This window comes from Carnobacterium jeotgali MS3, from assembly GCF_000745125.1.
Classification (GTDB): Bacteria; Bacillota; Bacilli; order Lactobacillales; family Carnobacteriaceae; genus Carnobacterium_B; species Carnobacterium_B jeotgali.
Window position 1 is genome coordinate 77,772 of record NZ_JQNF01000007.1, and the last position, 14,287, is coordinate 92,058.

The window sequence follows — 14,287 nt, forward strand, 5'->3', positions numbered from 1 at the left end:
AGCTTTTTCGTGGATGAATATCCGCTTCTTACTGGATGGACTTCTCGTAACAGTAGAAGTCGCTTTACTTTCAATCGTCTTTAGTTTCATTATTGGAGCCATTTTAGGTTTGCTTCGGTATATGAAAATTCCCGTTTTTTCAAAAATCATCGGGGCTATTGTTGATTTAATACGAAATTTACCTTTGCTGTTAATTATCTTTTTTACTTATTTCGCCTTACCACAGATTGGTATCCGATTTGACATCTTTTGGTCAGCAGTAGCTGCATTGACTATTTTTGAATCTGCTATGCTTTCAGAAATCATTCGTGCTGGCTTAAACTCTGTTCCTTCTGGTCAAATGGAAGCTGGACGTTCTACTGGATTGTCGTACCTTCAAACGCTTTGGTTTATTCTTATTCCACAAGCCTTTAAAGCTATGGTTCCTCCAATCGTCAGCCAACTGATTTCTTTGATAAAAGATACTTCATTGGCAACCATTATCTCTTTACCAGAGTTAACTCATAATGCTCGAATCATTTATGGGCAAAATACCACTTATGTGATTCCAATGTTTATTGCTTTAGCATTCTTCTACTTTATTATTTGTTACGCTTTATCAAAAGTTGCTAAACGCTTTGAAACAAAATTAGCTTAACTAACAGAATAAAAGAAAGCCGCTCACTAAGAATATTTTTAGTGAACGGCTATTTTTTTGTTTTCTTTTCAGTTACGATAGAATAAAGTTAACTAATTAAAATAAAAATTGAAAGGACTTTACTATGACTCCCTTTACTGAACGTACCATTCAAGTCATCCAATCAATTCCAAGCGGAAAAGTCATGACTTACGGACAAATTGCTGCACTTGCTGGAAATCCACGTGGAGCAAGACAAGTCGTCCGTACCTTGCATACCATGAGTGGGAATTATAACTTGCCTTGGCACCGTGTTATAAACACTAAAGGCGAAGTAGCCATCAAAGATGCTGAAGGTGCCTTTACTCAAAAAGACCGTTTATTATCAGAAGGCATTATCTTGACTACTTCCGGAAAAATTGATCTATCGGTCTATCGTTATCATCCAGTAGTAGATTGGATCGTTGAAGAACTTTAAAAATAATACTTTTACGAGCAGACTAAACTAGTTATGCACATTTTTAACTACTTTCTGTTGATAGTGTATCTAACTGTCCAATTCATCCACAATATCTTCAATTCAAGAGATAAATGTTCGTTTATCCACAAAAAAAGTTTAACTTATCCACAATTCTTTTATGAACTAGTGCTTTTCGGTGTATAAACTCGTATAAATAGTTTTAAATTCTCATTTTTGTCCGTTATTATTTCTAATATCAATAGTTATACATGGTTATCAACAGGTTGTCTCTCTCGTTTAATTTTAGCGTTTTTTAGTGATTCTTTGTCAATTCATAGGTATGTTGCAAAAGAAATTTCTTATGGAATAGGTAGATTTTAGGCTTCTTCCATAATCAGCATCTCATTATCATCAAATTTCCAACTAGAACTATACGCAACTTCCCAATAATAACCATCTATATCTTGGAAGTAACCGCTGTACCCACCCCAACTAACTCTCACCGGTTCTTTTACAATTTTCCCGCCATTTTGTCTTACAAGAGCAATTGTATCATCTACTTCTTTTTCTGATTTCAGATTACAAGCTAATGTGATTCCGTTAAATCCTCTTTCTTGAACCAGTGGTGGAGCCGATTCATTAATATCTTTAGCTAGTTCTTCAATTGGAAACAACTCAAGTTTACTGCCTTGATTATTGAAAAAAACAATAGCTGGCGCATTTGATTCCTCAAACGTTTCAAAGCCAATGCTTTTATAAAAATTTAACGCAGCTTTGATATCCTTTACTCCAAGACAAATTAAATTAATGCGATTCATTTTAAGGTCTCCTTTTATAATGATTCAATCATAAATTGATCTTCTTTTGTTAGCTCAAAATCAAATAATTCTAAATTGGAAATTTGATGATCTTTGTTGTGAGACTTGGGGATAACTACCACACCTCTTTGAATTTGATACCGCAATAAAACTTGTCCCCAATTTTTCCCATAATTTTCAGCAATTTTAGCTAATTTAGCTCTTTGTTCTGGAGTAACTTTACTTAAGGGACCCCAAGCTTCTGGCACAATATCATTTTTAAGCATATAATCAATCATTTCATGATTCCATGTATGTGGATTCGATTGAATTTGGTTGACTGCGGGTTTAATACGAGCAAAGTTATGCACAGCTTCCAACATTTCAATAGTAAAATTAGAAACACCTATCGACTTGATTTTACCATTATCCACAAAAGATTCTAGAACTTCCCAAGTATATTTTAACTTTTCTTCATCATCAATTGGCTGGTGAATCAAATACAAATCAATATAATCCGTTTTTAAATTTTCTAAACTTTTCAATACCGTTTGTTCAACGGCTTTTCTTGAACCAATATAAGCATCATCTGATGGAATTTTTGTAGTGATATAAAATTCTTCACGGGGAATACCACTTTCAAAAATGGTTTTGCCAACACCAGATTCATTTTGATAAGAAATTGCTGTATCAATGAGGCGGTAGCCTTCCTGTATCGCTGATTTTAACGCACTAAAGTCTCCGTTCAACTTTCCTCTATATTGATTGCCTTCTTTGCCATAAGTGTTCGTACCTGTTCCGAGAAGTGGTATTTTTAATCCATTTGCTAATAAGGTCGTTTGCATTGGCTTTATTCCTCCTTATGATGATTTAGTTAATGTAATAGTAAGGGTTCTCATTATTATCTGTCAACTAACGACTATTTTTGGAATTGCAAATATCGAATTTAACGACTAAAAGATAGCTGAATAAAGACAAAAAAAACGTTCAATGCAGCTTTGCAATGAACGCTTTTTTGTTGCTGAAAAGTTATCTCAGCTTTATATTAAATGAATCTAGTTGATTATTTTGCTACAGTTGTTTCGCCAGTAACAGTACCAGCGTCTAATACTGCAGAATCCATTAATTCTTGAGAATCAAATGTTACATTTCCTTCAACTTTTGAATCAGCTAGTTGGAATCCTTCAGCTTTAACTACAACATCTCCAACAAATGTTCCATTTTGGATTTTGAAGTTAGGTGATTCAACAATCATTTTTGGTGCTTCTAAAGTGAATTCTGCTGTAACGTTGCGATCTTCATCTTGTGAATACAATGCTAATTTGCGGTAAATATCTCCGCTTTCGTCGTTTTTATCATAGAACGTTCCAGATACAATAATATCTTCTGGTACAACTACGTCATCTGTGATTGCATAGATCCAAGTACCATCTGCACTAAGTCCTGCTACTACGTCTGCTGGGTCATTGCTGATTGATGCTGTTGTAACTACTTCTGTACTTTCTGCAACTGAAGAAGCCACCTCTGAACTTGCTACAGATGAAGAAGCTTTATCTGCTGTATCTTCGTTATTGCCACAACCTGCTAAAATAATAAGTGATGCACAAACTCCTAAAAACAAACCTCTTTTTTTATTTAATTTAACCATTATATTCCTTACCTCCATTTTTTTAATACGTTTCCAAAGCTATCAATACAATTTTCTAATAAAAATTTACACGTATTAATAACTTATACATAGTGTACAACGTCTTTGTGAATTATTCAACTTGTTTCGCTTAAAAAAACAAGTTTTTTTTAATTTGTGACAATTTTTTGTATAATTCAGTATTTTTTCCATTATTCAAGTGTTCTGCTTGCCATAGTCTTACCGTTTTATGATAACAATGACCTTATCCTCTTATCTTGCTATCAAGTAATTCGGTTGCTTTAACTTTTCCATTTTCGAACTAATGGGTATGCATCCATCTTCAGTCCGTTATTTTAGTTGCTCATTCATATAATATCCTTCTATGCCACTCTTCCTTGTGAATTAGTTTCAATTTCTCCATCCTGTAGTTAACTCATCAAAAAAAACCTAAAGATAATAACTATTACTTTTAGGTTTTAATCTTATTTATCTATGAAATGTACTCCGACACAAAATCCTGAACTTTTTTCTTATAGTCTTCTTTATTCTGTTCATACGATTCTGCATGATCAGCATTCGGTGCGATATAGAGTTCTTTAGGCGATGGATTCGCTTCATACACATCGTATACCATCTCTGTTGGTACAAATGTGTCTTTTTCACCATGAATAAACAACATAGGAACATTGTTATTTTTAATTTGCTCTACTGTATCAGCTTCTCCAAACCAGTAATCCGAACGGATCTTTGTTACTAAACTGGTTACAGGAATTAGAGGAAATGCTGGCAAGTCGTACATATCTTTTAATTGATAGGCCAACTCTCCATTTAAAGAACTGTATCCACAATCTTCCACGATTACCTTAACATTAGCTGGCAATTCTTCTCCACTGACATTCATAACCGTAGCTCCGCCCATACTAATCCCAAATAAAGCCAATTCAGCATCTGTACCGACCTTATCAATCATCAATTGAATCCACTGTAAGTAATCATTCCGTTCATGCCAACCAAAGCCGATATAATTGCCTTCACTTGTTCCGTGTCCTCGGGCATCGGGTACAAGTACATTGAATCCCATATCATGATACATTTTAACATACTGTGCCATTTGCTCTAAGTTTCCTGCATAGCCATGGGCCAATATAGCTACCTTTTTAGCATCAGAATCGCCTTTGATATAAATTCCAGAAAGTTTTAATCCATCTTCAGATTCAATTGATACATCTTCACGCTCTATCTTATCGTACCATTTCTTTTCTTCCAGCCATGGATCTTTTGGATCATAAACTCCGTCTACATCAGCTGCTTCAATAAAATCCTTTTGGTTGATTGCCACAGCTACATCATAGAAATAATTTCCTGCGAAACCCAAACCAAACACAACTAAAATGACTAAAACTCCCAAACCTATCCATAATTTTCTTTTCATTTAATCACACTCCACTTTTTTGTTGATTGAATCTTAAACCATTCAGTTTATTTTACCCATTTCTTCTATCAAATTGTACATCAAAGACAAAAAATAAAAGGCATACATTATTCGAACTGTTATACTCAAAATTGCTTATTAATCTTCCAAATAACTAAGTAGTTTAATAGTTGTATTTCGATTCCTGATGGTTACCTTTTTATAGAATAATTGACGGGCCAACTTCGAATAATACGTCTTATTGTAATTATTTTTAAAAACAGAGGACCAAAAGATAGCATGTTTTCCTATATAGACTTTTTCATAATTAGTATCAATAGCCGATAATAGTTCGACAATTTCTTTCTTATTTGCTGAAGGCAACAAAAATAAGGCATTGTGTTTGTAATCTGCATCTTTTCCCCACCATGTTGGTATACCCGCTAATTCCATTTTGTATTTCTCACCAGAAATAACCATGACATCAATTTGAAAAGCAAAATAGTTCATTAAAATTTTTTGACATTTTACCAGAACATCTTGTTCCGTTCCTTCTGCACTATCAACAATCAAATTGCCACTGTTAATATAAGTTCTGACATTTGTAAAACCATCCTTAATCAAATAGTGCGTTAACTCACTCATTGAAACGCTATTTTTACCTCCTACATTGACCCCTCGCAATAAAATAATAAATTCCATACAAAAACTCCCTTATTGATTGAATGGTTATTGCTGTTAAAAAGAACTGTTTTATTTATGGCCTATCCCATAAAAAGCTCGCAACAAGCTCATCAACTTGAGTATTTTCATGTAGTTGACTATGAGAAGCTTGTGATCCAGTAACGATTTCCTCACTATAATTCATTTCATTTATTTGCATTAAGTGCCCTATGGATAATCCACTTCTAAGAGAAACAGTTCCATCTCCATCTGACCCATCTTGCACATCTCCAACGATATTCAACAATGGTGTCTCTTTGGGATACTGCTGGATGCCAGCAGCAAAATCACTATATCGTTGACTGATGATTAGTGGACCATCCTGCTTTAAGGCATCAAACGACTGCTCTTCATTACCGGTTACAAAATCATTGAATGGCGCACCGATTGCAACAAATCGATTCACTATCGGCAGTGAATCTTCCTCTCCATATGTGACTAGATAGCGAAAACTGCTCACTCCACCCATTGAATGACCGACTAGATTCACCTCTTCAATCTGATACGTTTGTTTTAAGTAGACTAAAGTAGCCTTAATCCAATCTGCTTGATTCCATTCGTTATTTTTGTTGTCTGAAAATAGTACCTGAACCAATGGATTAGTTGATTGGTCATCCCAAGTACCGGTATCTGAAACACTCCCATTCGGCTGAACCGTTACGGTTAAAATCTTTTTCCCCCAACCATTTGTTTCAAAACGAGACAGCATTCCACTAAAACTTCCTTCCGTTCCACCATAACCATGGATAAAGAGTGTTGGAATGGCCGTTTGATTTGTCGTTAATGGATCCGTTACGCCACTGCTGGAAGTACTAGGTTCACTAGAACTATTTGACTTCAATTCACTAGTTGGATCACTTTCTTTAACCGTTCTAGCTGTCTTTTCATTTCCACATCCTACACTTACTAAACTAAGCACTAGGAATAGGAAAGAAAAAAAGAACATCTTTTTCATACCACTTTACTCCTCACTATTTTTTACTATACTACCAAAAAACTCTAATTTCCTTGAATTGTTCCTATTTTATTATTTCTATAATGTATCAAGATTAAAATCTTTCTTCATTATAATTCTTATCGTTTCCTTTTACTATTACCAATCATTGCAAAAAAAATAAACCCCTACTATTTCCATAGAACAGTAGGGGTTTATTTTTCACTCTCTTAGAAAGTCAATTAGTTATCCAGCTCAACCTGATATTTTTCAATTTCCGGTTGGTTTGCCCATACGAAATGTCCCTCTTTTATTTCTACAAAAGAAGGCTTTTCTACAGAATAATCGTGGGTGGATTCATCATAAACAATCAACACTTTTTCTTTTTCTATTTGAGGATCTGGTATAGGTACTGCAGACAACAGAGATTGAGTATAAGGATGTATCGGATTGGTAAATAACTCTTCTGCTTCTGCCAATTCCACAATTACTCCATAATCGTTAGTGTCACTCTTTCAACTCTCGGTTTTGGATTTGTATTATTTGGATTTAGCAGTGCGGGTAGTCGTGGTTGGGATGATACACTAGTTTTAGCAACGATCGTTATAGGTATTGCCTCACTTGTATTATTCTCAGTGCGTCAATTACGTTCAAGTGATCCATTTTTAAATCTACGCGTTTTTAACAATAAAATCTTTACTATGACATCTTTTATCAACATTATTGTAACGATGATGTTATATGCGGATATGATTTTGTTGCCAATGTATTTACAAACAGGACGCGGCTTTTCTGCAGTTGATTCAGGACTACTATTACTGCCTGGAGCACTTGTTAATGCTGTTTTATCTCCAATTGTCGGAAAATTATATGACCGCTTCGGCGCAAAACCCTTATTCATTATTGGTTTGATTTTTGTTATTCCTTCCATGTGGGTCGTTACGAGTTTAACAGCCGCAACAACCTTTACTTTCTTGATGATTCGTACAATTTTCTTGCGTATCGGTTTAAGTTTTATCACAATGCCATTGAGCACTGCTGGTTTAAACGCCTTACCAATTGATCTTATTAATCACGGTACAGCTGTTAACAACACTGTTCGTCAAATTGCAGGAGCAGTTGGAACGGCTGTTGTTATAACTATCTACTCTTCAAAAGCAACCCTTTACGCAGGTGATTTAGCAGCTCAAGGTATTACAGAAAATATCAAGTCTTTAACGTCCATTTTTGCGGCAAGTAAAGCCTATTACTTTATGACGATTCTAGCTATTCTTGCAATGGTACTGACATTCTTAACACCATTAAAGAAACCTACACCAGTCATTGAACAAATTGAAGAATTTGAGCAGTAATAAACTTTCAGATTTATAAGTGTAATCAATAAAAAAGTGCTTCTAGTTGAATACACTAGAAGCACTTTTTTTACTGTATTAATTTTGATAACCCTAATCAGAATTTTAAAAATAATGACCATAAAAGTTATTTTCTTTTCTTTCTACCCATCGATTTGAAAGCACGTTTCATAACATCCATAAAACTTAGGGATTGAACCATATGACTTGGATCTACGTATTCTCTTATAGCTCTAAGAACTTTCTTAGGATTCTTAGAAGAAAAAGTAAACGTACCAGATTTCTTCGTTTCAATCGCGTACCGTGGAATCCATTTTCCTTTGAACATGACAGAAGCAATCACATTTTCTACTTCTTCCCAAGGAATTTGAATGTATTTACGAGCATCACGTGCATTGAAAAACTCAAATCCATTATCACCAATCATAATTTTCCCGTAATCTGTTAGGCCCGTAAAAGCGGTAGCGTCAATTACCAGGTCCACCTTTGTATTAATTGATTCAACCATTTTATCCGCTCCATCTCTTTATCTTGTTATGATTTCATTATACGTTGTTTCAAACATTTAAGGAAACAAAAAAAGTGACTGAGAGATTCCCAGCCACTTTTTTTGTATACGAACTAGTGTTGATTCAGAAAACTTAAAAGACTTTATTATAGAAGTCCGATTAAGTGTCCACCAATTCCGACTACGAATAAACCAAGAATGATAACGATTGGGCTAACTTTTTTCTTAAGCAAGAACATACATAACATTGTTAAAGCCAATGCTGCCAATCCTGGAATCAATTGATCCAAGTTGTTTTGTAAAGTAGTTACTTTTGTTCCTGAAAGCGCCATACCTGAGTTTACTTGTTCAAAAGCTTGACGGATACCTTCTCCACCATTAGGAAGTTCATCCCATTTAATGAATGCTCCATCATCTAATTGAACTCTAGAAACAACTGGTTTGAAACTAATTGATACCCATCTCTGTACTAGTGCTGCCAGTACGAACATACCTAAAATTGAAGCACCTTTTGTAATGTCTTGTAATAAACCACCTGAAAGGTCTTCTGTGATTTTAGAACCGGCTTTATAACCGAATTCTTGTGTATACCACATGAATCCCCAACGAATAAGGTTCCAAGCTACGAAGAAGATGATTGGTCCAAGGATATTTCCACCCATTGCTAAAGATGCTCCTAGAGCACCTAACATCGGACGTACAGTAAACCAGAACACAGGGTCACCAACACCGGCCAAAGGACCCATCATACCAACTTTAACCCCTTGAATAGCTACATCATCAACAGGAGCTCCATTTGCACGTTCTTCTTCAAGAGCTAAAGTAACTCCAAGAATTGGTGAAGCAATATATGGGTGAGTGTTAAAGAATTCTAAGTGGCGTTTTAACGCTGCTTTTTGATCCTCTTTATTTGTATATAATTTTTTGATTGCTGGAATCATTGAGTAAGCCCAACCACCATTTTGCATACGTTCATAGTTCCAAGAACCTTGAATGAACGTTGAACGCCATGCTACGGCTAAGCGATCTTTTTTAGTTAAAGTAATTTTTTCTGCCATGTCTCTTCTCCTCCTTCAGGATTAATAATCGTTTAAGATATCGCCAAGCGGGTCACCAGAGTTACTTCCGCCACCATTTGAAGAACCACCCATTTTAGAAAGGTTCAAGTAAATAAGAGCTAAAGCTACTCCTAATGCTCCAAGAGCAATAAGTGTTAATTGAGAAATTGCTGCTACTACGAAACCAATAATGAAGAAAGGCCATACTTCTTTTGTTGCCATCATGTTGATTACTAATGCATAACCAACCGCAACAACCATTCCTCCACCAATTGCCATACCTTCAGTTAACCAAGCTGGCATTGATTCTAAGAAAGATTGTACTGTTGCTGCTGGGATAAATAATAGTGCTCCTGCAGGAATTGCAATACGAACCCCTTGCATAGCTACTGCTGATAAGTGTAACCATTCAATTTTCTTGAAGTTACCTTCTTCAGCTGCACTGTCCATTAAGTGTACGATAGGTACAGCTAATGTACGAACAACCATTGTTAAGAAAAGTCCTGCTACTGCAAGTGGAACCGCAATTGCGATCGCTGCTGGAACTCCGGCAACGCCTTGTCCACCTAATACTAAAATAATTGCTGATGCAACTGATGCTAATGCAGCATCTGGTGCTACGGCTGCTCCAATATTTGCCCAACCAAGAGCGATCATTTGAAGAGTTCCGCCAAGAACGATACCTGCTGTTAAATTACCTGTTACTAAACCGATTAATGTACATGCTACTAACGGTTGGTGGAATTGAAATTCATCTAAGATTCCTTCCATACCAGCTAGAAATGCAACAAGAATTACTAGAACAATTGATATTATAGACATAATAGGCCTCCTATTTAATTTAATGTTGTTACTTTATTTTGCGCGTGCTAACTCATTTTTTGCTTTTTTAATAATTTCTTGCATGTTGGCACTAGAATCGTTTGGTACTTTACGTACATCAAATTTAACGCCTTTTTCTTTCATTTCTTCAAATGCTTTCACATCTTCATGTCCCATTGAAAGAACTTTACTTACAACAACTTTACCAACAGAGTGAGCCATTGAACCAACGTTAACTTCTTTAATGTCTACGCCGCCGTCCATAACTCTTAAAACATCTTGTGGATTTTCAAACAACAATAATGCTTTTGTGCCGCCAAAACGAGGGTCTTTATAAATTTCAATCATTTTACTGATTGGAACAACATTCGCTTTAACTCCTGGTGGTGCTGCTTGCTCGATTAATTTCTTACGAAGTTCATCTTTAGCAACTTCATCAGAAACGATGATGATACGGTTTGGTCCCATAGCTTTTGTCCAAGCAGTTGCTACTTGACCATGCAATAAACGAGAATCCACACGTGTTAATACCAATTTAATTTTTCCGTCACCAACTACTGTACCTGGTGGGATTGAACCTTGTACTGGTCCAGCAGCTGCAACAGCAGTTGTAGATACAGGTTCTAATTCTTCTGGTCTAATTCTCACGCCTTCTTTTGCTGTTCCAATGATTTGTGCTGCAATTTCTTGAGCCGAAGTCATTGACAAACGAGATGCATAAGCTTCAATTACCATTGGTAAATTCAATCCAGAAACGATTGCCCATTTATCTTTGCGTTCTTCAAACAATGTATTAGCTTGATTAAACGGAGTACCACCCCATAAATCAACTAAGAATAATACTTCATCTTGATCGTCAAACGATGCAATTGCAGTTTTCATTTTTGCTTTAACATCTTCTGGACCTTCGCTTGGCATTAAAGTAATAGCTTTAACATTTTCTTGTTCTCCAAAAATCATTGCGCCAGATTGCAAGATGCCTTCAGCAAATTCGCCATGGCTTGCTAGTATAATTCCTACCATATTTCTACCTCCTAAATATTTTATTCCTAACTTTTCTAGTTAGACACAACTAACAGCTTTGAGTTGTTACTATACATTAGTTTTGTCTGTTTTAAAAAATAACCTCCAGTGCTAACAACACCGCCACCTTTCAAAACTTTCTTCTAAACTTTTTTAGTGTTTAGATTTTTTTATTGCCTTTATTAATTTGTCCATCACTTAATAAAATGCAACTATCGTGCCAACTTTAGTGTATCACCAAAAAAATCGATAGAATCGACATTCGCAACTAGAAATTCACGACACAAACGATACACTAAATAGTGTATCGTTTGTGTCGTGAAGCACTTTCATCTTTTGAATTTTTAGTGTATTATATTCAATTTTAAAAAAATGACTATAATACACTAAATATCTCTTTTGTTATAGCCTAAAAATCCACTAACAGAAAGAACAGTACCTACTATACTCAAGAGGCTTAGAGTGAGCCAATTGACCTCTTCATTTGGAAGCAACGGCACGTGGTAAAAAGCAGAGAACCGGTTTAGCCATTCTGGAAATCCAAGTAAACTGCCCAAATAAATGACTAACATTGCAAAGAACATATAGACCCAAACAAAACCCGCCCATTTAGGAAAAACGCCTACTAACAAAGTGGTTAAACCTATCACCACCCAGATAGCTGGAACATAGGCTAGCACAGATGCTAAAACGGATCCTAATCCAATAGTCTTTTCTATTACTTGACTTGCCGAAACATATAGTCCTATTCCAATTAGGATTTGCGTCAATATACCCGTTAGAAAGGCAACGATGTAATAACTCCCCATAATTTCACTGCGAGAGACCGCTCGACTATAAAAGTTCTCTGTACGTCCCATTCTTTCTTCTTTTTTCAATTTCAACAAAATAGAAACAGTTGGAATAGCCGCAAAAACAGACATAATTCCAATCAATAACGTAATAAACTGTTCTATCATGGAAGCAGTTGAACCATCGGGTAAGACCTTTTGAACCAATTCAAAGTCTGAGAAATAAGCTTCCAGATCCCCTAAAATCGATCCAAAAGCAGCACTCATTAAAAATATGCCGATAGCCCATGAAAGGATAGTTCCTTTTTCTAACCGCCAAGTTAAACCAAACCGGCTCTTTAAAAAGTGTGAAGCGTACCGTTTTCCTTTTTTATCAGGGAGCAGGCCGGCATTGATATCTCTTTTATGATTCAGATAAAATGCACTCACCAGCAATGTTGCAGCCCCACAGACCAAGAAAATAATTGGCCACCACTGGTTGTCAACAAATACCTTTGTTCGAACAGTCCATCCTAATGGAGAATTCAAAGACAACCCCTCATTGCTAACGTCACCTACCGCTCTTACGGTATACGCTGTTATCATACCGCCAAAAGAAATTCCTAAAGCACCTCTTGTCGTTGCTGTTAATTGAGCAGCAACCGCTGCAACTCCTGCAAAGAACAAACCCGTACTTGCAAGAACGCCGCTGTACAACATAACCGATTCTAAATTAAACGATTCATGCATAAACGATCCTAACCCTATCGACAGAAAAATGAACAATACACTGTTTACGATAACCATCAGGATTATTCCTGCTAATAAATACGACAACCTCCCGACCGGTAAAGCTCGAATCAGTTCCAAACGCCCTTCTTCTTCGTCCATTCTCGTACTAGAGGTTACCAATAAGATATTCATAACACTCACTGCGATAGCCGAAAACAGCAACATTTCACTCGCAAAAACTGCACCTAGATTAAAGGTTTCAACCTGATAAGCTTTTCCTAACATCGCCACCATAGCAGGATTTTGCATCGTTAAGCCAAATTCAAAAATTTCTTTTTCACTTGTGTAAATGGTTGTATAGGCCGTTACAGTCGCTAAAGATACGCCAATCAAACCGAATAACCATAAACTAATTTTCAAACCATTTTGTTTAAAAAGCAGCCCTATTATGCGATTGGTTCCTTTGAATAACTGAGCAATCATCATTAGACACCTCCTGTTACGCTGCTTTGTTCCTCACTATCTTCTTTGTAGTGCCGGATAAACAAATCTTCCAAGGTGGGTGGAGCACTTTCAAGTTTTAAAACGCCAAATTGACTGATATACTCGATCACTTTTTCCATTTCCTCACTATCTACTTGGAATGCCCACCCATCATTTGTGTGGATAGCGTCATGAACCCCTTTTAACTCAGACAATCCAACCATTGCCTTTCGTGTTTCAACGGTTAACTTTGTGCGTGTCAAATGTCGCATTTGGGATAACGTTCCTGTTTCAATTATTTCGCCTTCGCGAATAATGGCTACACGATCACATAATTTTTCAACTTCAGAAAGAATATGACTCGATAATAAGACCGTTTTACCTTGTTGTTTCACTTCCAAAATACACTCCTGGAAAATTCGTTCCATTAAAGGATCTAATCCAGCAGTGGGTTCATCAAGGATATACAGATCTGCTTCAGAAGCAAAAGCTGCGATCAAGGCTATTTTTTGTCGATTCCCTTTTGAGTAGGTGCGGCATTTTTTTGACGGATCTAGCTTAAAACGTTGAATCAATTCATCGCGTCTATTTTCATTGCCCTTACCGCGCATGGTTAAAAACAAATCAATAACTTCTCCACCAGTTAGATTAGGCCATAAATTAGCATCTCCTGAAACATAGGCAACTCTTTTATGGATTGCTACAGCGTCCTTCCAAGCATCTTTGCCAAAAATTGTCACTTGTCCTTCACTTGGTTTTAACATCCCTAGTAAAACGCGGATAGTAGTGGATTTCCCGGCTCCATTCGGACCAATAAACCCATAGATTTCGCCTTCATTTACGGATAGATTGACGTTTTTTACAGCAGTAAATTTTCCAAATCGTTTGGTTAATCCTTTTACTTCTACTAAACTCATTTTTACTCCTCCTAATAAAAACAATTTTCCAAACGGTGTACTGATTAATTT

General features: G+C 36.1%; 15 protein-coding genes and 1 pseudogene. 3 read left to right on the plus strand and 13 right to left on the minus strand.

The genetic code is table 11. The features are described 5' to 3' along the window. Window positions 1-13: 13 nt before the first annotated feature. Complete coding sequence (locus BP18_RS06480) at window positions 14-637, plus strand: amino acid ABC transporter permease (RefSeq protein ID WP_029277676.1); 624 nt, start codon at window positions 14-16, stop codon at window positions 635-637. Between the two features lie 124 nt (window positions 638-761). After that, on the plus strand, window positions 762-1,094 hold the full coding sequence (locus BP18_RS06485; RefSeq protein ID WP_007721268.1) for an MGMT family protein: 333 nt from the start codon (window positions 762-764) through the stop codon (window positions 1,092-1,094). Window positions 1,095-1,453: 359 nt separating this feature from the next. Here BP18_RS06485 and BP18_RS06490 read toward each other — a convergent pair whose 3' ends face one another. The 7 genes and pseudogenes from BP18_RS06490 to BP18_RS06520 form a co-directional block, all read right to left on the minus strand. Continuing rightward, complete coding sequence (locus tag BP18_RS06490; protein WP_007721270.1) at window positions 1,454-1,894, minus strand: VOC family protein; 441 nt, start codon at window positions 1,892-1,894, stop codon at window positions 1,454-1,456. Window positions 1,895-1,908: 14 nt separating this feature from the next. After that, window positions 1,909-2,718, minus strand: a complete 810-nt coding sequence (locus BP18_RS06495) for an aldo/keto reductase family protein (protein ID WP_007721272.1) — start codon at window positions 2,716-2,718, stop codon at window positions 1,909-1,911. Window positions 2,719-2,936: 218 nt separating this feature from the next. Beyond that, a complete protein-coding gene (locus BP18_RS06500; RefSeq protein ID WP_007721274.1) occupies window positions 2,937-3,521 on the minus strand; it encodes a hypothetical protein in 585 nt (194 codons plus the stop codon). A gap of 472 nt (window positions 3,522-3,993) precedes the next feature. Continuing rightward, a complete protein-coding gene (locus BP18_RS06505; RefSeq protein ID WP_007721276.1) occupies window positions 3,994-4,935 on the minus strand; it encodes an alpha/beta hydrolase in 942 nt (313 codons plus the stop codon). 138 nt (window positions 4,936-5,073) lie between these two features. Continuing rightward, window positions 5,074-5,616, minus strand: a complete 543-nt coding sequence (locus BP18_RS06510) for a DUF1697 domain-containing protein (RefSeq protein WP_007721278.1) — start codon at window positions 5,614-5,616, stop codon at window positions 5,074-5,076. A gap of 55 nt (window positions 5,617-5,671) precedes the next feature. After that, window positions 5,672-6,592: an alpha/beta fold hydrolase gene (locus BP18_RS06515; RefSeq protein WP_007721280.1), complete on the minus strand. Its 921-nt coding sequence runs from the start codon at window positions 6,590-6,592 to the stop codon at window positions 5,672-5,674. 221 nt (window positions 6,593-6,813) lie between these two features. Then, a pseudogene (locus tag BP18_RS06520) lies at window positions 6,814-7,065 on the minus strand (ABC transporter ATP-binding protein); the annotation flags it as partial. Between the two features lie 3 nt (window positions 7,066-7,068). Between BP18_RS06520 and BP18_RS06525 the strand changes: the two are divergent. Further along, window positions 7,069-7,923, plus strand: coding sequence for an MFS transporter (locus BP18_RS06525; RefSeq protein ID WP_231549450.1), 855 nt, complete (start codon window positions 7,069-7,071; stop codon window positions 7,921-7,923). A 127-nt stretch (window positions 7,924-8,050) separates the two neighbouring features. Here the strand turns inward: BP18_RS06525 and BP18_RS06530 are convergent, their stop codons facing one another. The 6 genes from BP18_RS06530 to BP18_RS06555 form a co-directional block, all read right to left on the minus strand. Then, window positions 8,051-8,431 carry a DUF956 family protein gene (locus tag BP18_RS06530; protein ID WP_007721285.1) on the minus strand — a complete coding sequence of 127 codons (381 nt, stop codon included), beginning with the start codon at window positions 8,429-8,431 and terminating at the stop codon, window positions 8,051-8,053. 146 nt (window positions 8,432-8,577) lie between these two features. Then, the gene (locus BP18_RS06535) at window positions 8,578-9,489 is read right to left on the minus strand and encodes a PTS system mannose/fructose/sorbose family transporter subunit IID (RefSeq protein ID WP_007721287.1); all 912 of its coding nucleotides are present in this window, start codon (window positions 9,487-9,489) and stop codon (window positions 8,578-8,580) included. 21 nt (window positions 9,490-9,510) lie between these two features. Next, a complete protein-coding gene (locus tag BP18_RS06540) occupies window positions 9,511-10,311 on the minus strand; it encodes a PTS mannose/fructose/sorbose transporter subunit IIC (RefSeq protein WP_007721289.1) in 801 nt (266 codons plus the stop codon). 33 nt (window positions 10,312-10,344) lie between these two features. Continuing rightward, a complete protein-coding gene (locus BP18_RS06545; RefSeq protein ID WP_007721291.1) occupies window positions 10,345-11,334 on the minus strand; it encodes a mannose/fructose/sorbose PTS transporter subunit IIB in 990 nt (329 codons plus the stop codon). A 386-nt stretch (window positions 11,335-11,720) separates the two neighbouring features. Continuing rightward, window positions 11,721-13,322, minus strand: a complete 1,602-nt coding sequence (locus BP18_RS06550; RefSeq protein ID WP_051669242.1) for an ABC transporter permease — start codon at window positions 13,320-13,322, stop codon at window positions 11,721-11,723. Then, window positions 13,322-14,236 carry an ABC transporter ATP-binding protein gene (locus tag BP18_RS06555; protein ID WP_029277669.1) on the minus strand — a complete coding sequence of 305 codons (915 nt, stop codon included), beginning with the start codon at window positions 14,234-14,236 and terminating at the stop codon, window positions 13,322-13,324. Before BP18_RS06555 ends, BP18_RS06550 begins: the two co-directional genes overlap by 1 nt. Window positions 14,237-14,287: the final 51 nt, after the last annotated feature.